Source organism: Streptomyces monashensis (assembly GCF_001866665.1).
GTDB classification, from domain to species: domain Bacteria; phylum Actinomycetota; class Actinomycetes; order Streptomycetales; family Streptomycetaceae; genus Streptomyces; species Streptomyces monashensis.
Map to the genome: position 1 here is coordinate 110,347 of NZ_MLYO01000012.1, position 18,625 is coordinate 128,971.

At 70.5% G+C, this 18,625-nt stretch carries 15 protein-coding genes and 3 pseudogenes; 10 read left to right on the forward strand and 8 right to left on the reverse strand.

Going from position 1 to position 18,625, the window contains the following annotated elements; genetic code table 11:
- Position 1: 1 nt before the first annotated feature.
- Positions 2-1,249, reverse strand: coding sequence for an ABC transporter substrate-binding protein (locus BIV23_RS05255; protein ID WP_071379557.1), 1,248 nt, complete (start codon positions 1,247-1,249; stop codon positions 2-4).
- 49 nt (positions 1,250-1,298) lie between these two features.
- Entirely contained in the window at positions 1,299-2,834 is a 1,536-nt protein-coding gene (locus BIV23_RS05260; RefSeq protein WP_071379558.1) for a gamma-aminobutyraldehyde dehydrogenase, read from the reverse strand.
- 209 nt (positions 2,835-3,043) lie between these two features.
- Here BIV23_RS05260 and BIV23_RS05265 point away from each other — a divergent pair, with 209 nt between their 5' ends.
- Positions 3,044-3,595 carry a riboflavin biosynthesis intermediates N-glycosidase gene (locus tag BIV23_RS05265; protein ID WP_079172968.1) on the forward strand — a complete coding sequence of 184 codons (552 nt, stop codon included), beginning with the start codon at positions 3,044-3,046 and terminating at the stop codon, positions 3,593-3,595.
- Between the two features lie 47 nt (positions 3,596-3,642).
- Here the strand turns inward: BIV23_RS05265 and BIV23_RS50150 are convergent, their stop codons facing one another.
- The gene (locus BIV23_RS50150) at positions 3,643-4,428 is read right to left on the reverse strand and encodes a DUF4190 domain-containing protein (protein WP_177239722.1); all 786 of its coding nucleotides are present in this window, start codon (positions 4,426-4,428) and stop codon (positions 3,643-3,645) included.
- Positions 4,429-4,452: 24 nt separating this feature from the next.
- Here BIV23_RS50150 and BIV23_RS05275 point away from each other — a divergent pair.
- Positions 4,453-5,697, forward strand: a pseudogene (locus BIV23_RS05275) (adenosine deaminase).
- Positions 5,698-5,734: 37 nt separating this feature from the next.
- Positions 5,735-6,421 carry a glycerophosphodiester phosphodiesterase gene (locus BIV23_RS05280; RefSeq protein WP_071379767.1) on the forward strand — a complete coding sequence of 229 codons (687 nt, stop codon included), beginning with the start codon at positions 5,735-5,737 and terminating at the stop codon, positions 6,419-6,421.
- A 4-nt stretch (positions 6,422-6,425) separates the two neighbouring features.
- Here BIV23_RS05280 and BIV23_RS53850 read toward each other — a convergent pair.
- From BIV23_RS53850 to BIV23_RS05300, 5 genes and pseudogenes are all read right to left on the reverse strand, one after another.
- Positions 6,426-6,698, reverse strand: a pseudogene (locus BIV23_RS53850) (hypothetical protein); the annotation flags it as partial.
- 117 nt (positions 6,699-6,815) lie between these two features.
- Positions 6,816-8,129, reverse strand: a complete 1,314-nt coding sequence (locus BIV23_RS05285) for an alginate lyase family protein (protein ID WP_071379561.1) — start codon at positions 8,127-8,129, stop codon at positions 6,816-6,818.
- Positions 8,130-8,229: 100 nt separating this feature from the next.
- The gene (locus BIV23_RS05290) at positions 8,230-8,742 is read right to left on the reverse strand and encodes a hypothetical protein (protein WP_071379562.1); all 513 of its coding nucleotides are present in this window, start codon (positions 8,740-8,742) and stop codon (positions 8,230-8,232) included.
- A 65-nt stretch (positions 8,743-8,807) separates the two neighbouring features.
- A complete protein-coding gene (locus BIV23_RS05295) occupies positions 8,808-9,272 on the reverse strand; it encodes a hypothetical protein (protein WP_071379563.1) in 465 nt (154 codons plus the stop codon).
- Between the two features lie 348 nt (positions 9,273-9,620).
- Complete coding sequence (locus tag BIV23_RS05300; RefSeq protein ID WP_071379564.1) at positions 9,621-11,090, reverse strand: multicopper oxidase family protein; 1,470 nt, start codon at positions 11,088-11,090, stop codon at positions 9,621-9,623.
- 1,052 nt (positions 11,091-12,142) lie between these two features.
- Between BIV23_RS05300 and BIV23_RS05305 the strand changes: the two genes are divergently transcribed.
- The 7 genes and pseudogenes from BIV23_RS05305 to BIV23_RS51090 all read left to right on the forward strand — a co-directional run bounded on the left by BIV23_RS05305 (position 12,143) and on the right by BIV23_RS51090 (position 18,404).
- The gene (locus BIV23_RS05305; protein ID WP_071379565.1) at positions 12,143-12,808 is read left to right on the forward strand and encodes a response regulator transcription factor; all 666 of its coding nucleotides are present in this window, start codon (positions 12,143-12,145) and stop codon (positions 12,806-12,808) included.
- Positions 12,805-14,109 carry a sensor histidine kinase gene (locus BIV23_RS05310; protein WP_071379566.1) on the forward strand — a complete coding sequence of 435 codons (1,305 nt, stop codon included), beginning with the start codon at positions 12,805-12,807 and terminating at the stop codon, positions 14,107-14,109. Before BIV23_RS05305 ends, BIV23_RS05310 begins: the two co-directional genes overlap by 4 nt.
- A gap of 446 nt (positions 14,110-14,555) precedes the next feature.
- On the forward strand, positions 14,556-15,545 hold the full coding sequence (locus BIV23_RS05315; protein ID WP_071379567.1) for a LysR family transcriptional regulator: 990 nt from the start codon (positions 14,556-14,558) through the stop codon (positions 15,543-15,545).
- A gap of 182 nt (positions 15,546-15,727) precedes the next feature.
- Positions 15,728-16,906, forward strand: coding sequence for a S1 family peptidase (locus BIV23_RS05320; RefSeq protein ID WP_071379568.1), 1,179 nt, complete (start codon positions 15,728-15,730; stop codon positions 16,904-16,906).
- 407 nt (positions 16,907-17,313) lie between these two features.
- On the forward strand, positions 17,314-17,577 hold the full coding sequence (locus BIV23_RS05325; RefSeq protein WP_071379569.1) for a hypothetical protein: 264 nt from the start codon (positions 17,314-17,316) through the stop codon (positions 17,575-17,577).
- Positions 17,541-17,903, forward strand: a pseudogene (locus BIV23_RS05330) (helix-turn-helix domain-containing protein); the annotation flags it as partial. The gene BIV23_RS05325 and the pseudogene BIV23_RS05330, both read left to right, overlap by 37 nt.
- A gap of 120 nt (positions 17,904-18,023) precedes the next feature.
- Positions 18,024-18,404: a hypothetical protein gene (locus tag BIV23_RS51090; protein WP_143079050.1), complete on the forward strand. Its 381-nt coding sequence runs from the start codon at positions 18,024-18,026 to the stop codon at positions 18,402-18,404.
- The last annotated feature ends 221 nt before the right edge of the window (positions 18,405-18,625 follow it).

An 18,625-nucleotide genomic window follows, 5' to 3' on the forward strand; every position in this document is an offset into this window, starting at 1 on the left:
GTCACGCCCCTGTGAGCTTCGAGAACTTCTGCTGGTAGGCCGTCTCTTCCTTCTGCGTCAGCGCGCGGAAGGCATGGGACTTCGCCTGCATGGCCTTGTCGGGAATGATCAGCGGGTTCTTCGCCGCCGAAGCGTCGATTTTCGCAAGGTAGGGCTGTACTCCGGCGACAGGGCTCACGTAGTTGATGTAGGCGGCCAGCTGGGCGGCGGGTTCGGGCTGGTAGTAGTGGTCGATGAGCCGCTCGGCGTTCGTCTTGTGGCGCGCCCTGTTGGGGATGAGCAGGTTGTCGGTCGACGTCATGTAGCCGCTGTCGGGGATGACGTAGCCGACGTCCGGGCTGTCGGCCTGGAGCTGGACGATGTCGCCGCCCCAGGCGACGCAGGCCGCGAAGTCGCCCTTGGAGAGGTCCGAGGTGTAGTCGTTGCCGGTGAAGCGGCGGATCTGGCCCTTGTCGACGGCCTTCTGGAGGCGGGCGATCACCGCGTCGAAGTCGTCGTCGGTGAACTTCGCCGGATCCTTGCCCATGTCGAGCATGGTCATGCCGATGCTGTCGCGCATCTCGGTCAGGAAGCCGACGCGACCCTTGAGCCGGGGGTTGTCGAGGAGGTCCGAGACCGACTTCACCTCGATGCCGTCCAGGGCCTTCTTGTTGAACGCGATGATGGTCGACACGCCCTGCCAGGGGTACGAGTACGCGCGGCCGGGGTCCCAGTCGGGGGCGCGGAACTGGTCCGACAGGTTGGCGAAGGCGTGCGGCAGGTTGGACGGGTCCAGCTTCTGGACGTAGCCGAGCCGGATCATGCGGGCGGCCAGCCAGTCGGTGAGCACGACGAGGTCGCGGCCGGTGTCCTGGCCGGCGGCGAGCTGCGGCTGGATCTTGCCGAAGAACTCGTCGTTGTCGTTGATGTCCTCGGTGTACTTGACCTGGATGCCGGTCTGCTTGGTGAACGCGTCGAGCGTGGGGTGGCTCTTGCCCTTGGCGTCCACGTCGATGTACTCGGGCCAGTTGGAGAAGTTGACGATCTTCTCCGTGGCCGAGTGGTCGTCGGCGGAGACCCCGCCCTCGTTCTTGGTCGCCGCGGGGATCCCGCAGGCGCTCAGCGCCCCGAGTCCGCCGACCGCGAGCGCGCCGCCCGCCGAGGCGCGCAGCAGCGACCGGCGGGTCATCGCGGCCCGGCCGTGACGGAGACTGCGCCGTACGGCGGCGAATTCGACCGGCGTCAGACGGCCGGGCTCGTACTGCTCCATGCGCGTGGTGCCCTTTCGGGAGGGGTGGGCCTGGTCCGGGCCCGGTCGGCTAGCGGTCCCCGAAGACGGTGCGGTGCCAGTCCTTCCGGGCCACCGCGGTGTTGTCGAACATTACGTGCTTGACCTGCGTGTATTCCTCGAAGGAGTACACGGACATGTCCTTGCCGAACCCGGACGCCTTGTAGCCGCCGTGCGGCATCTCGCTGATGATCGGGATGTGGTCGTTGATCCACACACAGCCCGCCTTGATCTCGCGGGTGGCGCGATTGGCCCGGTAGACGTCGCCGGTCCACGCGGAGGCGGCCAGGCCGTAGGGAGTGTCGTTGGCCAGCCGGATCCCCTCGTCGTCGCCGTCGAACGGGAGGACGACCAGGACCGGGCCGAAGATCTCGGACTGGACGATCTCGCTGTCCTGGGCGGCGTCGGCGACCAGCGTCGGCCGGTAGTAGGCGCCGTCCGCCAGCTCCCCCTTCGGTGCCTCGCCGCCGGTCACCACGCGCGCGTAGGCACGCGCCCGGTCCACGAAGCCGGCGACCCGGTCCCGCTGGACGTGCGAGATGAGCGGCCCGAGGTCGGTGCCGGGAGCGAAGGGATCCCCCAGCCGCACGGTCTCCATCAGCGCGGCGGTGCGCTCCACGAACGCCTCGTACAGCGGGCGCTGCACGTACGCGCGCGTGGCGGCCGTGCAGTCCTGGCCGGTGTTGATGAGGGCGCCGGCGACGGCACCGTTGGCGGCGGCCTCCAGGTCGGCGTCGTCGAACACCACGAAGGGGGCCTTGCCGCCCAGCTCCAGGTGCAGGCGCTTGACGGTGGCGGTGGCGACCTCGGCGACACGCTTGCCGACGGCGGTGGACCCGGTGAACGAGGTCATGGCGACGTCGGGATGCCCGACGAGGTGCTCCCCCGCCTCCCGCCCGGTCCCGGTGACGATGTTGATCACGCCGTCGGGAAGGCCGGCGTCGGTGGCGGCCTGGGCGAACAGCAGCGAGGTGAGCGGGGTCGGCTCGGCGGGCTTCAGCACGATCGTGTTGCCCGCGGCGATCGCCGGGAGGATCTTCCAGGCGGCCATCTGGAGGGGGTAGTTCCAGGGGGCGATGGACCCGACGACACCGATGGGTTCCCGGCGGACGTACGAGGTGTGGTCACCGGAGTACTCGCCGGCGGACTGACCGGCCAGGTGCCGGGCGGCGCCCGCGAAGAAGGCGGTGTTGTCGATGGTGCCCGGCACGTCGAACTCGCGCGTGAGCTTCAGCGGCTTGCCGCACTGGAGGGACTCCGCGCGAGCGAGGTCCTCCGCCCGGTCGGCGAGCACGGCGGCGAAGCGGTGCAGCGCGTCCGAGCGCTCGCCCGGGGTGGTCGAGGACCAGCCCGGGAACGCGGCGCGGGCGGCGGCCACGGCCGCGTCGACGTCGTCGGCGCCGGCCAGCTCGTAGGTGTACACCTCCTCGCCGGTCGCCGGGTCGACCACGGCGTGGGTGCGGCCCGAGGCGCCCTTCGTCAGGCGGCCCGCGATGAACTGCGCGCCCTCGGCGAACCGGTCCTGTGCGGGAAATCGTTCCGGGGTGGCGGTGCCCGGGTTGTGCATGTCGCTCTCCTCCGCCGTGTGCCCCCGTCCCGGGGGTGGGTGGCGTAGCTCCAGCTCGATTTGAGTGCCGATCCTGGCAGAGCAAGTGGACTCCAACAAGTGATTCCGTTGTTGCCTTTTGGTTACGCGACGGAATCTGTCGACCAGGTGTCGAGTCGGGGCAGAAAAGGACGGACGGAGTGTCAGTGGTGCGTGCCACACTCGCGTGCATGGGGAAGATCGACGGGCTCGAAGCCCTGATCAGCGAGGTCCGGTCCGGGGCCCGGGTGGAGTACCTGCACTTCTGGGGGCACCGGTCGACGAGGGACGGCAGCATCGGCGCGAGCTGTCTGAGCCAGTGGTGGCCGTCACCGTTCGTGGTCGACGGTGTGGAGTACGCGACGGCCGAGCACTGGATGATGGCGGGCAAGGCGCGGCTCTTCGAGGACGCGCAGGCGGAGCGCGGGATCCTCGCCGCCGGGCATCCCGCTGCGGCGAAGAAGGCCGGGCGGCTGGTCCGGGGCTTCGACGAGGCGATATGGGAGCGGGAGCGGTTCCGGATCGTGGTCGAGGGCAGCGTGCACAAGTTCGCGTCCGACGACGCGCTCCGCGCCTTCCTGCTCGGCACCGGCGACCGGGTGCTGGTGGAGGCGAGCCCGGTGGACCGGGTGTGGGGAATCGGCCTCGCGGCGACGGACGAGGCGGCGCTGGACCCGCAGCGATGGAAGGGCCCGAACCTGCTCGGCTTCGCGCTGATGGCGGCGCGGGAGAGACTGGCGTAGCTCTCCCGCGGCCCGCGTGCCGCTCGGGTCGGCTGCGCGCGGGCCGCTCAGTTGATCAGGGCGATGACGACCGCCCAGAACCCCACCACCAGCACGATGCCGACCGACCCGCAGATGAGCCCCGCCAGGGCCATGCCCGGGTTCGTCGCCTCTCCCCGCTTCGCCTTGCCCCGGCCGATCGCGCCGAAGATGATCCCGAGGATGCCCAGCACCAGGGCGATCGGCCACAGCAGGAAGCCGACCGCGGCCAGGATGCCGCAGACCAGGGCGGCCGTACCCAGGCCGTTGCTCGGGGCCGGCTGCATGCCGGGCCAGCCGTAGGGGTTCGCGGCCGGGTAGGCGCCGGGGTCGCCGTACGCCGACGGCGCGGCCGAGTAGTACGGCAGCCGCCCGGGGCCGTCGGGCGCGATGGGCGGCGGGGGCACCGGCTCGGCCGCCGGGTACTGCCCGACGGGCGGGGCGTACGGGTGCGCGGGGGTGGCCGGGGCCCCGTACGGGTTCGCGGGCGGCGGCGTGGCCGTCGGCGGGGCGTACGGGTCGGCCGGGGCCGCGAAGGGGTTCGCCGGGGGCGCGGCGGCGGAGACCGGCGGGGCCCAGGGCGCGGACACGGCGTCGGCGGGCAGCGAGATCACCGTCTGCTGGTCATGGACCGAGCCGAAGGAGCCGAAACCGGGACCCTGGCCGGGGGCGGGGGCCTGCGGAGCCGACGGCACCGCCGGGTCGCCCGCGGTCCGCTCCCCCGCGGTCTTGTTCAGCGACACCTGGGACGGCCCCGGCCGCTCGACGGCCGGCTGCTGCTCCGGCGGCGTGAACCGCGGCACCTCGTCGGACATCGTGAACGCAACCCCCTCAACTGGATGTGTTCATGCTACGGGCCGCCCCGGACAGCGTCGCGAGCCGGGGCCTACGATGATCCCGCGCAACCGATCAGCCGATCACCGCGCCCGCTCCACGGACCGGTTCCGCGGGCCCCGTTCCACGGCCCCGTCCCGAACCCCGTTCCGCGGGCGCCCGTTTCCGGGGAGGACCCCTTGACCGACCACAACTCCGCACCCGCCACCGGCACCGCCGACCGCGATCTGCGGACCTTCATCGCCGGCCTCCCCAAGGCCGAACTGCACGTCCACCACGTCGGCTCCGCCTCCCCCCGCATCGTCTCGGAGCTGGCCGCCCGGCACACCGACTCCAGGGTGCCGGCCGACCCCGAGGCCCTGGCCGAGTACTTCACCTTCACCGACTTCGCGCACTTCATCGAGGTGTACCTGTCGGTGGTGGACCTGATCCGCACCCCCGAGGACGTCCGGCTGCTGACCTACGAGGTGGCCCGTGACCTGGCCCGCCAGCAGGTGCGGTACGCCGAGCTGACCATCACGCCGTTCTCCTCCACCCGGCGCGGCATCGACGAGTCGGCCTTCATGGCGGCCATCGAGGACGCCCGCAAGGCGGCCGAGTCCGAGTTCGGCACCGTGCTGCGCTGGTGCTTCGACATTCCCGGCGAGGCCGGGCTGGAGTCCGCCGAGGAGACCGCCCGGCTGGCCACCGACGACCGGATCCGGCCGGAGGGCCTGGTGTCGTTCGGGCTCGGCGGGCCCGAGATCGGCGTACCCCGGCCGCAGTTCAAGCCGTACTTCGACCGGGCCGTCGCCGCCGGTCTGCACTCCGTGCCGCACGCCGGGGAGACGACCGGCCCGCAGACGGTGTGGGACGCGCTGACCGAGCTGCACGCCGAGCGCATCGGGCACGGCACCAGCTCCGCGCAGGACCCGAAGCTGCTCGCGCATCTCGCCGAGCACCGGATCCCGCTGGAGGTGTGCCCGACCTCCAACATCGCCACCCGCGCGGTGCGCACCCTCGACGAGCACCCGATCAAGCAGTTCGCCGAGGCCGGCGTGCTGGTCACGATCAACTCCGACGACCCGCCGATGTTCGGCACCGACCTCAACAACGAGTACGCGGTGGCCGCCCGCCTGCTCGACCTGGACGAGCGGGGCCTCGCCGGTCTCGCGAAGAACGCGGTGGAGGCCTCCTTCCTGGACGCGGCGGGCAAGGCACGGATCACGGCGGAGATCGACATGTACACCTCCGCCTGGCTGACCCGCTGACCCCGTCGGTTCGACCGGGCCCGCCACAATGGGGGGCATGCAGACCGTGACCGCCGTGGCCCACCGCGGCGACCCCTACCGCTTCCGCGAGAACACGACCGACTCGCTGCGTTCCGCGCTCGACCAGGGCGCGGACGCGGTCGAGATCGACGTACGGCTCAGCCGTGACGGCGTCCCCGTGCTGCTGCACGACGAGACGCTGAAACGGCTGTGGGAGGTCGACCGGCCGCTCGCCGCGCTGTCCGCCGAGGAGGTGCGCGGGCTCACGGCGGGCGGCGTGCCGACGCTCGCGGAGGCGCTGGCCGCCACCGGTGACGCCCGGGTGATGGTGGACCTGTGCGGCCGGGTGGAACGGCGCATGGTGGACCGGGTCATGGACGTGGTCCGGCAGAGCGGGGCCGAGGACCGCGTCTACTACTGCGCGCACGCCGAGGCCATGCTCGCCGTGCGCGCCGCCGACCCGGCCGCCGAGATCGCCCTGACCTGGACGACGCTCGCCCCGCCCCGGCCCGCACTGCTCGACGCGATCAGGCCGCGCTGGCTCAACTACCGTTTCTCACTGGTGAGTCGGGATCTGGCCGCCCGTGTCCACCACGACGGCCACCTCGTCTCCGTCTGGACCCCGGACACCCGCCGCGCGATGAACCGGCTGCTGGACCTGGGCGTCGACTCGATCACCACGAACCGCGTCGATGTCCTGCACGCCCTGCGCGGCGGCGTCTAGGCGTCTAGCCGTCGGACCGCTGGGCCACCGTCGAGGTGTCGGCCGGGGGTGGCGCGGGTGAGGTACTGCGGGACCGGGGTCTCGTCCCCGCCGGTGTCGCGGACCAGGCCGGAACGCCTGGCGCCCTGGTCGGGGCCGGTCGTGACGTCCTTCTCGACGGCGTCCCAGGTGCGGGGTCGTCCACGTGCCGCCCGCCGCCCGAGGCCACATGGAAGAGCTTGCCCGTCAGGCCCGTCCAGGCCGCCATGACCAGGCCGCCGGAGCGGTACCTCGGAGTCGGGGACACGGACGCGGACGGCGGCCGGAGCACCGGCGGCGCCACGGCCGTACCGTTCGTCCCGTACACCCCGCGCGTCCCGCACGTTCGCCGCCGATCCCGTCTCGCGCGCCCGTGTCACGCGCTGTAGAGCAGCGTCCCGAAGCCGAGCTGGTCGTAGCCTCCGCTGGTGGGCCCGTAGTCGCCGCCCCCGCCCTCCGCGCGCACCTTCTCGGCCATGGCCGTGACGTTCGGCGTGGCGAGCCGACGGCGGCGGGCGTAGTGGTGGTGCAGGATCTCCCAGACCGGGCGGAGCCGGCCACGGGCCGTGGCGGAGATCACGGTCTGCTCACGCCACGTGCCGTGCCCGTTGCCCGAGCGCCGGCCGTACGGCGTGAAGGGCACGTCGCCGCCGAGGTTGTAGCGGGCGACGTACTCGGCGGCGTGCAGGAAGCGGTTGTCGTCGTAGCCGTAGAGGTCGACGCCCTGGTTCCAGGCCATCTCGCAGATCGCGCCGAGCAGGCCGATGCCCATGATGCTGTGCCCCTGGTCGCGGCCGCTCTCCTGCCACTGGGCGAGGCCCTGGCCTGCGTAACGGAAGGGGATGGCGTTCCGGAAGGAGCCGTTGCCCTCGCCGCGCTTCAGGTACGTCACGGCGCCGCGGAACAGGGCGTGGTCGTCGAGGAGGATCCCGATGGCCATCACCGAGGCGAGGTTGCACAGGTCCCAGTTGGCCCAGTAGGTGGAGATGACGGCGTCGTTGTGGCGGGTCAGGAAGTCGATGTTCATCGGGTAGAAGACCGTGCGCAGCATCTTCTTGAAGCGCGCGAACTCGAAGTCCGGGTGGTCGCGGACGAGTTCGGCGGCGTTGGCGAACTGGTAGCCGTAGATCCCGGCGGCGAGGAAGCGGTCGGCGTTGCCGGTGAGCGTGGTGAGGGTGGCCGACCAGCTGTTGAGGAGGGCGACGGCCGTGTCGCCGTTGGCCCTGGTGCCGGCGATCCGCCAGCGCAGGGCGTTCTGGTAGGCGGCGTGGATGTCGTTGTAGAGGACGGTGTGGTTCTGGCCGGGCACGGCGCCGCGGACGACGGTGGCCTGCGGGCGAGGCCGCCAGGTGCTGGCGGAGTGCGGATTGGCGGTCAGCCTTCGCCAGCCGGCCAGCCAGGGGTCCCGGCCCGCGGCGACACGGGCCTCGGCGCGGTGCAGATCACCGGCGTTGTGCAGCAGGCCGGGGTGGATGAAGCGCTTCCGCCCGGCGGACGCCGTGGCGGCGGCGCTCACGGAGGGGCTCGCGCCGGCCGTACCAGGGGACTGCGCGGCGTCCGCTCCGGCACCGGAGAACGCGGCGATCCCACCGCCGAGCACTCCTGCCGCCGTGAGTCCGCCGCCGACGGGGAAGAGGCCCCCGCGGCTGAGGCGGTGCTGGTTGACGTGCTGGTGGGCGGGGCTGGGCATGAGGGCGACTCCGTGCGTGAGGGAACGGGTGACGCACGAGGAGACGGAGTGGAGGGGGCGCGGATATCAGTTTTTCGCGCACCGGCGGGCCGCCCGGCGGTCAACCGCCGGTGGCCGGCCGGGTCAGGGCCTCCAGTCGCTTGATCTTCTTCCGTACGACGTACAGCGGGACGACGCCGAAGACCCCGAAGGACATGTCGATCAGGCTCCACCAGAAGGGGATCGAGCGGATCGGCCCGCAGATCAGGGCCAGCGGGACGATCCCGGCGCAGGCGATCATCCCGAACTCGACGACCCAGATGTTGCGGACGGGGTCGCGGTAGGGCCCGTAGAAGGCGACGGCGATGACGAGGTGGGCGAAGGCCAGCCAGTCGGTGCCGTAGAGGAGGAACGGGTAGTCGGCGTCGGCGGTGTCGAGCCCGTGCCGCACCCGCACGGTCCAGTCCATCAGCCCCGGCAGCCGCTCCGGCACGGACAGCGCACGCAACAGGCTCTCGGTCCAGCGCAGTTCGTGCACGAGCGGGAAGGCGGTGGCCCCGCTGAGGACGAGACACACCACGAAGAGGACCAACCAGACGCGAATGCCCTTGAGCAGGGCGGCTCTGTCGCTCATGACAGCAGCCTACGCCGACAATTGAACACGTTCAAAAGTGCCCGCGCCCGACAGGACCCACGCCCTCACGGCAGGTCGTCACGCCCCCACCACGCCGGCCTGACCGGCACACCGTCCGCATACCGCTCGACGCCCTCGCCCTCCTCGGCCGCCTCCTCCGTCTCACCGGCCTCGTCCACCGGTTCGTCCGCCGGTTCGTCCGGTGCGGTCCTGTGCGCGCCCGGCGCCTCCTCGGGCTCCGGGGCGACGACGGGCGCGGCGGAGTCCGCGAGCAGCTCCGCCACCGTGAACCGGGTGGCGAACGAGTGCCACGCACCGTCGACGACGAGCAGGAACCCGTCGCCGTCCCTGAGAAGCCTTCGGCGCCTGGGACTTCTCGGGTGCTCGGGCGAGTAGTTCCACGCCCGCCGCTCCAGCTCCGCGAGCGCCTCGGCACGGGAGCCGGTGACATGCGCCAGGACGTACGCCTCGATGTGCTTGTGGTCCCCGGAACCGACGGTCGTCTCGATGACCAGTCCCCAGGTCGTCATGCTCCCTGCCCACCCCCTCGGTGTTCGTACGACACGGTAGACGGACGGCAGTTGGCCCACTTCCCCGGAACGGCAGTGGTCGTCCTGTGACCAGGATCGGTAGTTGGCACTCGGCAATGTTCGTGACCTGCGCTGATGCCAACTAGCTTCAGCAACTCGCGCCCCGGAAACAGAGAGTTAGTTGGCACTTTGGTACAGCGCAGGTCAGGGGGTGTTTCGCCGGGAGGAAGGGGCCAGCCACCCCCTGTCGGCGAAGGTCCCCTGTGCGTCTGACGGACTCCAGGTCCTGATACAGCTTCTCTGCCGCCTGCCGAACCCGCGCCGCACCGGTCGGCGCTGACGTGCTGCTCAGCCCGTGCTGCCGGCAGCAATGACGTTCACGTAGCCCATCATTCCGTTGTCCTCGTGTCCAGTGATGTGGCAGTGGAACATCCATATTCCGGTGAAGTCCGTAAAGCGGATCCGGATCACTACTTTGCCAGCTTTTCCATTGACCTTGTGGGGGACGCTCACGGTGTCCATGTAGTCGGCGGGAGGCTGGGCGACGCCGTTCACACTGAGGACCTGGAACGGTGCGATATGGAGATGGAACGGATGATCGTGGCCACTCGTGTTGGTGAGCGTCCATTCTTCGACTGTTCCGAGTGTGGCCGGTTTCTTGAAAGTCGGCATCTTCATGTCGAACAGCTTGCCGTTGATCCAGAAGTTGTTGCCGCCGTCGTCGCTCAGGGCCACGCTTCGGGATTGGGCGATGGGTTCTCCGGACAGATCGGGTTCGGATCCGGGAAGCGGTCCGGCGATCTGGGGCGAGGTGGCCATGCCCGACGGTCCCCCAGTGGCAGCCGGACCCGTGCTTCCGCTGCCCTGCTGGACATTGACCTTCATGAGGGGGGTGTCGGGGTAGACGTCGCCGTCGCCCGGCGACCCGGCCTCGTGGTGGAGGGTTCTGAGCCAGGTTGATCCGGGGGCTCCGGCGGTCACCAGGACGTCGAAGCGTCCGCCGGGCGGAACCAGAAGGTGCTTTACCCGGGTCGGCGCCACGGAGGGAGTCCCGTCCTGGCCGACGACGGTGAAGGTGCCGCCGCCGAGCTGGAGATCGTAGACAATGGCGTAACCCTCGTTGGCGATGCGCCACAACTGGGTTTCGCCGGCTTTCACGTTCAGCGTGGGCCGGTACTGACCGTTGACCAGGCGGACCGTCGGCGATGCGGGCTCCAGGACCCCGTCCGGGTAGACGATCGAGCTGGTTCCGCTGATCTGGGCGTCCTTGAGTGCCAAGGTGTGAGCGGTGATCTGGCGGTAGGCCGGCGGCAACGATTCGCGGCTGTCCCCGACAATGATTGTTCCCGACAGCCCCGCCCCGATCTGGCTCTCGGTTCCATTGCAGCGAGCATTCGCTGGGGCAGAGGACATCTCCATCCCCGGCATCGACTCGCCGTCCCTGGTGCACATTTCATGGTCGTGGTACCAGTACGTACCGGGTGCCTGGTTTGCGGGAATGTCGAGATGGTAGGTCAGAGTCCGGCCGGGCTTAGCGGACAGCATGATGTTGTCCGCGCTTCCCTTCGGGGACAGATGCATCCCGTGGAAGTGCAAGTTGGTTGACGTGCCAAGTTTGTTGGTCAGTTTCAAGGTGACACGCTGGCCAGGAACCACGTGAAGGGTCGGCCCGACGAGGCTTCCGTTGTAGGTCTCCGCGAGCACCTTCTTGCCCGAGATCATCGCTTCTTTCTCAACCGTCGTCAGCTCAACCGTCAGATCCTCAGGGGTTGCCTTGTTGAGTTCGGGCGGTTCCACCAGCGCAGCGCCGGGCACCATGCCGGCCGCCTGCTTTTCGGTAGTCGGAAGTGGCTTTCCAGCCGCCGAGTTCGGTCTTCTTCCACCGGCCGCCGAGTTCGGCTTTGCGCCCCCGCAACCTGCGAGGCAGGAAAACAGGAGAGTGGCCCCGACAGCGAGGACTCCGAGGCGGGTGATGGGCGATCGACTCGCGGTCGAGCGTGCGGTCAACAAACTATTCCTCTCTGGGTGTACCTGCTGAACGGGGAGCAGAAAGCCCCAGGTTGGACGCCTGATCGCTCCCCACGCTGCGTGCTCCACTCGTACACAAACGACGGCACGACCGCGCCCCTCCTTGGCTCGATTCCATGACGGCCCTGGAGACTTCCTGAGGAACCCTGAGGATTTGATGAGGGCGGAGTGCGCGCGCCGTCCGCGGCCTGGTTGTGACGCACAGCCGCGTGCGAGTTGTGGTGGCCAGGGATGACCCGGTACGGCTCCACCGGGACCTGCTCCGGCCGGGCTGTGCAGCCATGCTTCGGCAGCGGGTCGGGCGCCAGGCGCGTCGGGCCGGATTGCCGGCTCTCGCACAGTCCGCCGCTGCCCGGCCGGTACCGCGGCCGGGCAGCGGCGGACTCGGGCGTGCGGCACCACCGGCTCACCACGCTCCTGTGCCGGACGACGCGAGTCGCGCGACGAACCCGGTGGGTCCGGCGTCAGGACGGCGGCAGGCGAAGGCGGCGGAGCTCACCGAATGCTCAGGTTTCCCCTGTGATGATCGTGCGTGTCGGCAGCAGCAGCCTGCGGTCCCCCACGGACGGAGAGTCGCGCCGCCGACACTTTCGGTCCGGAGCCGTTGGCGGTCGTGGGCCGATGAATGGGCGGCGCCTTCCGATGAGACGTCCCCCTGGTCATCGGAGAGGCACCGCCACCCCGCCCCATGGTTCGACGTGGGCTGGGAGACCCGTCGATGGTGGAGAGGTTCAGCGGTGGCGACAGGGTTCAGCGGTGACGGCAGGAAGCCACCGGAGCCTGTGAGCGCATTCATGTCCTCGCCGACGCCTCGGCGCCTGTCGACGCCTATTCTGGCCGGCATGCGCGTACTGGTGGTCGAGGACGACGATGACCTGCGGTTCGCCGTGGCTGCCGCACTGCGCGGCGGGGGGCTGGCCGTCGACGAGGCCGGGGACCTCCCGGCCGCCGACGAGGCGCTGTACATCACCGGCTACGACTGTGTCGTCTTCGACCGGATGCTGCCGTCCGGCGACTCCGCGGAGTACGTGCACCGGATGAGGGCGGACGGCAGCACCGTCCCGGTCCTCTTCCTCACGGCGCGCGACTCCGTCGCCGACCGCGTCGAGGGCTTCGCCACCGGCGGCGACGACTACCTGGTCAAGCCGTTCGCCGTCCCGGAGCTGGTCGCCCGGGTGCGGAACCTGTGCCGGCGGACCACCGTAGTCCGGCCGTCGGTGGTTCGCTGTGGCGGACTGGAGGTCGACTCGGCCCGCCGCACGGTCCACCGCGACGGTGTCCTGCTGACGCTCACCGTCAAGGAGTTCGCCGTGCTGGAAATCCTCGCCGCCCGGCCCGGCGAAGCCGTACGGCGCACCGAGCTCACAGAGCGCTGCTGGGACGAGCTGACCGAGCCGAACTCCAACGTGGTCGAGGTCCTGGTCTCCCAGCTGCGTCGCAAGCTGGGCGATCCGCCGCTGATCCACACCGTGCGCGGGATCGGGTACCGGCTGGAGCCCCCGGCATGAGACTGCGCGTCGCAGCGGGCCGGACACGCCGCCGGACGCCGCCGACGCCGACCGGCCGGATCCACCGGATGCGACGGCGCATCACCCTGCTCTTCACCCTCGTAAGCGCGCTCGGCCTGATCGGCATGACGGTCTTCGCGGTGCACGCTGACGGCGCGTCCTGGCGCGACCAGGTCGACTCCGACCTGCAGACGCGGACCAGCGACATCGCCGCCGGCCTCACCCCTGACGAGGACGGTGTCCTCGCATACCCGGCCCCGAAGGACGGTGCGTACGACTGCCCCCCGGTGACTCTGTTCACCGCTGGTGGGGGGCACCTGTCCCGCGTGGTCTCACCGCGCCGGCCCTGCCTGGCCGTCCCCGCCCAGGCCCTGCAGGAGGCCGCTGCCGAGGCCGCCCGGGAGGAACACGGCGCCTTGAGCACCGCGACCACACCGAAGGGCCGCCGGCTGCGCCTGTCCGCCGAGCCCGTCACCGGACCGGCCGGCACCACGGACGCCGTGGTGGTCGCGGCCGTCGACACCTCCGGGTACCTGGACAGCCACAGGCGGCTGACGCTGTTCCTCACCATCGCCTGTGCGGTCCTGGTGGTCGTTTCGGCCATGGCCGGCCGCTGGCTCGCCGGACGCGCCGTCCGGCCGGCGCTCACGGCACTCGACCAGCAAGAGGCCTTCTTCGCCGACGCCGCCCACGACCTGCGCACCCCCGTCACCTCGATGCGGCTGCTCGCCGAGACCGGCCTGCGCGGGGAGGCGGACAGCCACGAAGTGCTGCGCCGCACACTGCGCCAGTCCACCCGGATGAGCGAGCTGGTCGACGACCTGCTCACCCGCGCCCGGCTGATGGCCGGCGCCGTCCCGCTGGAACGGGAGCCACTGCGGCTCGACCAGCTCGTCGATGCCATCGTCGCCGACACCCCGGTGCACGGGCACCGGGTGGCCGTCCGGGCCGAAGCCGTGGTCGTCCTCGCGGACGCGGGACTGCTGCGCCGTGCCGTCGCCAACCTGCTGGGCAACGCGCTCACCCACGGCCACACCCCGGGTGAGCCCGCCGACGTCGAGATCACCGTCACCGCGGACGGCACCGTCACGGTCGACGACGCGGGCCCCGGCATCCCGCCAGGCCAGGCGAAGTCCCTGTTCGAACGCTTCCACAGCGGTTCCGGTTCCAGCGGCCTCGGGCTGTCCATCGCCGCCTGGGTGGCCCACGCGCACGGCGGCTCGCTCACCGTCGTCCCCAGTGCCCGCGGCGGGTCCCGGTTCCTCCTGAGCGTGCCCGTCCGGGACCAGAAGCGGCCCTGACGCGGCGCCCGCGCCCGCGGGAACGCCTCACCGAATCCTCAGGTTCCTCCGGGCAGACTTCCCGCGGTCCCCCGAACAGCAGGCAACGAGCAAAGGACGTGCACCACCGGTTCTACGGGACCGGTCCGGAGGCGCGCGGAGCGAGGAATCGGTTTCATGGCCCGGATGCGGGAACACATGGTCGGCGATGTGGTGGCCGAGCGGTTCGAACTCCTGGTGCGGCCGGGAGCCGACGGCATGGGCACGGTGTGGCGGGCCCGCGACCTCGTCGGCGGGATTCTCCCGGAGAGCATCTGCGGGGTTCGTGCACCTGAACGGGCACCATCACGACGCCGTGATCTGGTCGCCGCTTCGGCGGTCCTGCGGGCCGTCGTCCACGAACCGAACTCTCGTCAGATCTTCGCCCCGACGCCTGTTCGCCGACTTTCTACCGTATAGGTCTGCCCGTGGAGCTGGAGTTTCGTCATCTGAGGATGATCCGGGCCATCGGTGACGCCGGAAGCGTGACCAAAGCAGCAGACCGCCTGGGACTCGCGCAATCGGCGCTCTCCAGCCAGCTGAAACGGATCGAAGCCGCCGTGGGCGGGAAACTCTTCGAGCGGGGCCGGGAAGGCGTACAGCCGACCCCGCTGGGCGTTCTGGTGCTGGAGCGGAGCCGAGTTCTGCTGCCCGCGATGCGTCAACTACAGGAGGACGCCCTGCGGTTCGCGACCGCGGCACGCGAGGACAGCGGACTGCACTTGGGGGCGACCCACGGTCCCTTCCTGGGCGCACTGGTCGACCGACTGGCGACAGCCCGGCCCGAGCTGGCGGTGAGCACTCAATCGTCCATGTCAGCCTCGGAGCTGGTGACCCGGGTGGTCGACGGTCGGCTGGACTTCGCCCTGACCGGGTACTGCGGGCACCGCAGTGCGACGGGCGACGAACGGCTGGAATGGCGGGAGATCGCCGTCGACCCGGTGTTCGCCCTGCTCAACGAGGAGCATCCGCTGGCAGGCGAGCGGGAGTTGAGGCTCCAACAGCTCGCTGATGAGCGCTGGGCACTGCCGCCCGGCGAGAGCTGCTTCGGAGAGTGCTTCGCGGCCGCCTGCGTCCGCGCGGGCTTCCTGCCCCGGTCGGTGTACGAAGCCGACGCAGCCTCCTGCCTTCACCTCGTCCTCTCGAACCGGGCCGCCGCCCTGTGCCGGGCGACGTTCTCGCCGCCCGCCGGCACCGTGGCCGTTCCGCTGGCACCACCGCTGTTGAGCTGGCGTCAGCTGATCTGCTGGCGCCCGCATGCGCTGGCGCACCTCGCGGACGAGTTGCTCCGCCACGCCAGAGCGGCACACGCGGAGGCGGTGGCCCGCAATCCGGTGTACGCGGCATGGCGGCGGCAACAGGAGGAAACGGCTGTACGGCTCGGGGAACGCGGGGCTCCACTCTCGGCGGACCGCTGACCCCGTCCGGGCCCGGCCGGCCCCGACCCGCTCGGAACCGCCCGAACGCGACGCCCTGACCGGCCCTTCTCCTCCCGTGTTACAGCCAGGTCCATAGCGCCGACAGAGGGGCACTTTGACATGTCCCCAACGCTTTCCAGCCTGGCTAGGGTTCCGGCAACCCCCACTCAGAGGAGAGCCCAATGCTCCGACGTCACAAGGCGGTTGCCGCCGGTTCCCTGGCCATCGCCGCACTGGTCGCCACGGTCGCACCGGCGGGCGCCAGCACGAACGAGACTGCGATAGCCAGGGCCATGACGGCCCATCAAGAGGTTGCGGCCCCGGTACCCGCCGCCCTGCTCCCGGCGCTCCGGCGCGACCTCGGCCTCACTCCGCAGGCCGCCGCAACCCGCCTGGCCGGCGAAGCCCGGGCCGCCGCGACGCAGGAAGCGCTCAAGCGGGCGCTCGGCAACCGCTGGGCCGGCGCCTGGCTCACCGATGCCGACACCACCCTGACGGTCGCCACCACCGACCCCGCCGCCGCCCGGACCATAGTCGCGGGCGGCGGCCGAGCCCGGGTCGTCCGCAACTCCCTCGCCACGCTCGACCGGGCCAAGGCCACGCTCGACAAGGCGGCCCGCACCGCCACCCCGAAGAACACACCGCTGTGGTACGTCGACCAAGCGGCCAACAGCGTCGTCGTCCAGTCCACCGACACCAACCGCACCAAGGACTTCCTCGCCAGGTCCGGAGTGGACCACGTCCTCGTCCGAGTCGTCCGCGCCTCGGACGCCCCCCGGCCGCTGGCCGACCTCCGCGGCGGTGACGCCTACTACATCAACAGCGCCGCCCGCTGCTCGATCGGCTTCCCGGTCACCCAGAACGGCCAGCCCGGCTTCGTCAGCGCCGGCCACTGCGGACAAGCGGGCTCCAGCGCCGCGGCTCCAGACGGCACCTCCATAGGAACCTTCCAGGGCTCGACCTTCCCCGGCAACGACTACTCGTGGGTGCAGGCCGATACGAGCTGGACGGCCCAGCCCCAGGTCAACAACTACGCCGGCGGCACGGTGACGGTCTCCGGCTCCGCCGTCGCCCCCATCGGCTCGACGGTCTGCCGCTCCGGTTCCACCACGGGCTGGCGCTGCGGAAGGGTCCAGCAGTTCAACGCCACCGTCAACTACGCGCAGGGCAGCGTGTTCGGCCTCACTCGTACCAGCGTGTGCGCCGAGCCCGGCGACTCCGGCGGCTCGTTCATCTCCGGCAACCAGGCCCAGGGCGTCACCTCCGGCGGCTCCGGCAACTGCACCGTCGGCGGAACCACCTACTTCCAGCCCGTCAACCCGATCCTCCAGGCCTACGGCCTGACTCTGGCCACCGGTTGATCCCGGACCGGCTGATACTCCAGCCGGAGTTCCCTGTCTGACCTGCGGGTTTCCTCAGGCGGCTCAGGGGTGAGGGCCGCGGAGCGGTCAGGGGTGGCCTTCTGCAGGCCGCCCCTCGATCGTGCCACGGCGTCGCAGGTAGTGACGGCGGCGCGACCGCTTGGCGTGGTCGGCGCCCGTTCGACCAGCTCAGGGGGCGGTATCGCCCTCGGCGGCCACCAAGGTGAGGCGGTCGGGGACGACAAGCTGCCAGAAGCCGCAGAACCTCCGCGACTGTGAACTCGATCGCACCGGCTGTCCCACCGGTGCCGCCCCCTTTTCTCGGACCTGGCGCGCCGTTGCGGGCGGCCTCTCCCTCCTCATCCACCACGAGATCGACCACCTCGAACCTGCTGTACACCGCTCGCATGCGAAACGGCGTCGATCCGATCTCTTCCCGGTCCGCCGACCTCGTCAAGGCATGGTGGACCCCGCTCGAACGAGACGCCCGGCGCCAATTCGGTGACACACTGCGCCACTCGTACCGCCGCGACTCACTGCCGTACGAACTCACCGGCCTCGACGTCATAGGCGAACCCAACCCCATCGACGTCCGGATCCGCTTCCACGCGGACCCGTCCTACCCGAGGCGCCCAGCGGAGCCTGGCCCCGCGTACTGGGCGACCCGGTGACGGCCGCCGCCCTGCGGGCGCTGCATTCGAACCCGGCCGCGCCGTGGAGCAATGACCGTCTGGCGGCGGAGGCGGGCGTCTCCCGTCCCACCCTGGCGCGCCGGTTCACCACCCTGGTCGGCCGCCCGCCGATGGCCTACCTCACCTGGTGGCGCGTGATCCGCGCCGCCACTCTGCTCCGCGACACCCCGGACACCCTGGCCACCATCGCCGACCGAGTCGGCTACGGCAGCCCGTACGCGCTCTCACACGCCTTCCAACGGGAGTTCGGCACCACACCGGGGCGGTATCGAGCGCAGGCCAAGGGACAACCCGCTGACGTCTAAACAGACTGACAGCAGGAACCCGGTCTGGTGCGCGGCTGCGCTGGTACCTGGCCTTGAATCAGCCGTCGGCCCGGATTCGCCGGCCGACGCGTCGCCGCAGGTTCTCGCAGAGGTACGGCGATGACGATCGCGTCAGGTGGTGCGGTCCCCGGCCGGTCGCCGCTGTGCGGCGTGTTCCACGAACGGCTCCAGGTGTCGGGGTTCCCCTTCGGCGTCACTGCTTTCTGCGCTTGTCAGCCGGTCGAACACGCCGTCCTGTTGCCGCTTGATGATCACGGAGTCGCGGAGATGGACCATGTAGCGCGTGAGTGCAGGGTCCCTGCGGCCGCTCTTCCTTCCCTGATGGAGCAGTTGGTGATCGAAGAGGTTCTCGCGACCTGGCAAGCGGCACGGGATGCAGGAGAGCTGTCGTGGAAACTGGGCCCGAAAGGGCCCCATCCAGATTCCTCCATCGAAGACACCTCCAACCGCCTTGGGCCGGCTGACCGCCGACCACGGTGACCTGAGGCCCAGAAGGAGCACCGTCCCAAGTCGGCTGATCTCGCTCAGCGATCACAGCTGCCTGCGCGAGCGCGGGGAACGCCTCCTCTCAAGCCTGGCAAAGATGTGGGCTCACCATCCTTCTCAGTACGGGCCACTGAGTGAGCAACAGTTCCTTGTTGAGGAATCGGAGAGGCAGTGACCCCGGACCACACAGCGTGGAGGGGCAGGTCGACGACGCC

Coding starts and splice junctions, on each gene's coding strand:
- BIV23_RS05305 (WP_071379565.1), top strand. CDS start 12,143: ATGCGCGTACTGGTGGTCGAGGACGACGATGACCTGCGGTTCGCCGTG.
- BIV23_RS05310 (WP_071379566.1), top strand. CDS start 12,805: ATGAGACTGCGCGTCGCAGCGGGCCGGACACGCCGCCGGACGCCGCCG.
- BIV23_RS05265 (WP_079172968.1), top strand. CDS start 3,044: ATGGGGAAGATCGACGGGCTCGAAGCCCTGATCAGCGAGGTCCGGTCC.
- BIV23_RS05280 (WP_071379767.1), top strand. CDS start 5,735: ATGCAGACCGTGACCGCCGTGGCCCACCGCGGCGACCCCTACCGCTTC.
- BIV23_RS05255 (WP_071379557.1), bottom strand. CDS start 1,249: ATGGAGCAGTACGAGCCCGGCCGTCTGACGCCGGTCGAATTCGCCGCC.
- BIV23_RS05295 (WP_071379563.1), bottom strand. CDS start 9,272: ATGACGACCTGGGGACTGGTCATCGAGACGACCGTCGGTTCCGGGGAC.
- BIV23_RS05260 (WP_071379558.1), bottom strand. CDS start 2,834: ATGCACAACCCGGGCACCGCCACCCCGGAACGATTTCCCGCACAGGAC.
- BIV23_RS05300 (WP_071379564.1), bottom strand. CDS start 11,090: ATGGTGCCCGGCGCTGCGCTGGTGGAACCGCCCGAACTCAACAAGGCA.
- BIV23_RS05320 (WP_071379568.1), top strand. CDS start 15,728: ATGCTCCGACGTCACAAGGCGGTTGCCGCCGGTTCCCTGGCCATCGCC.
- BIV23_RS05285 (WP_071379561.1), bottom strand. CDS start 8,129: ATGCCCAGCCCCGCCCACCAGCACGTCAACCAGCACCGCCTCAGCCGC.
- BIV23_RS05290 (WP_071379562.1), bottom strand. CDS start 8,742: ATGAGCGACAGAGCCGCCCTGCTCAAGGGCATTCGCGTCTGGTTGGTC.
- BIV23_RS50150 (WP_177239722.1), bottom strand. CDS start 4,428: ATGTCCGACGAGGTGCCGCGGTTCACGCCGCCGGAGCAGCAGCCGGCC.
- BIV23_RS51090 (WP_143079050.1), top strand. CDS start 18,024: ATGACGATCGCGTCAGGTGGTGCGGTCCCCGGCCGGTCGCCGCTGTGC.
- BIV23_RS05325 (WP_071379569.1), top strand. CDS start 17,314: ATGCGAAACGGCGTCGATCCGATCTCTTCCCGGTCCGCCGACCTCGTC.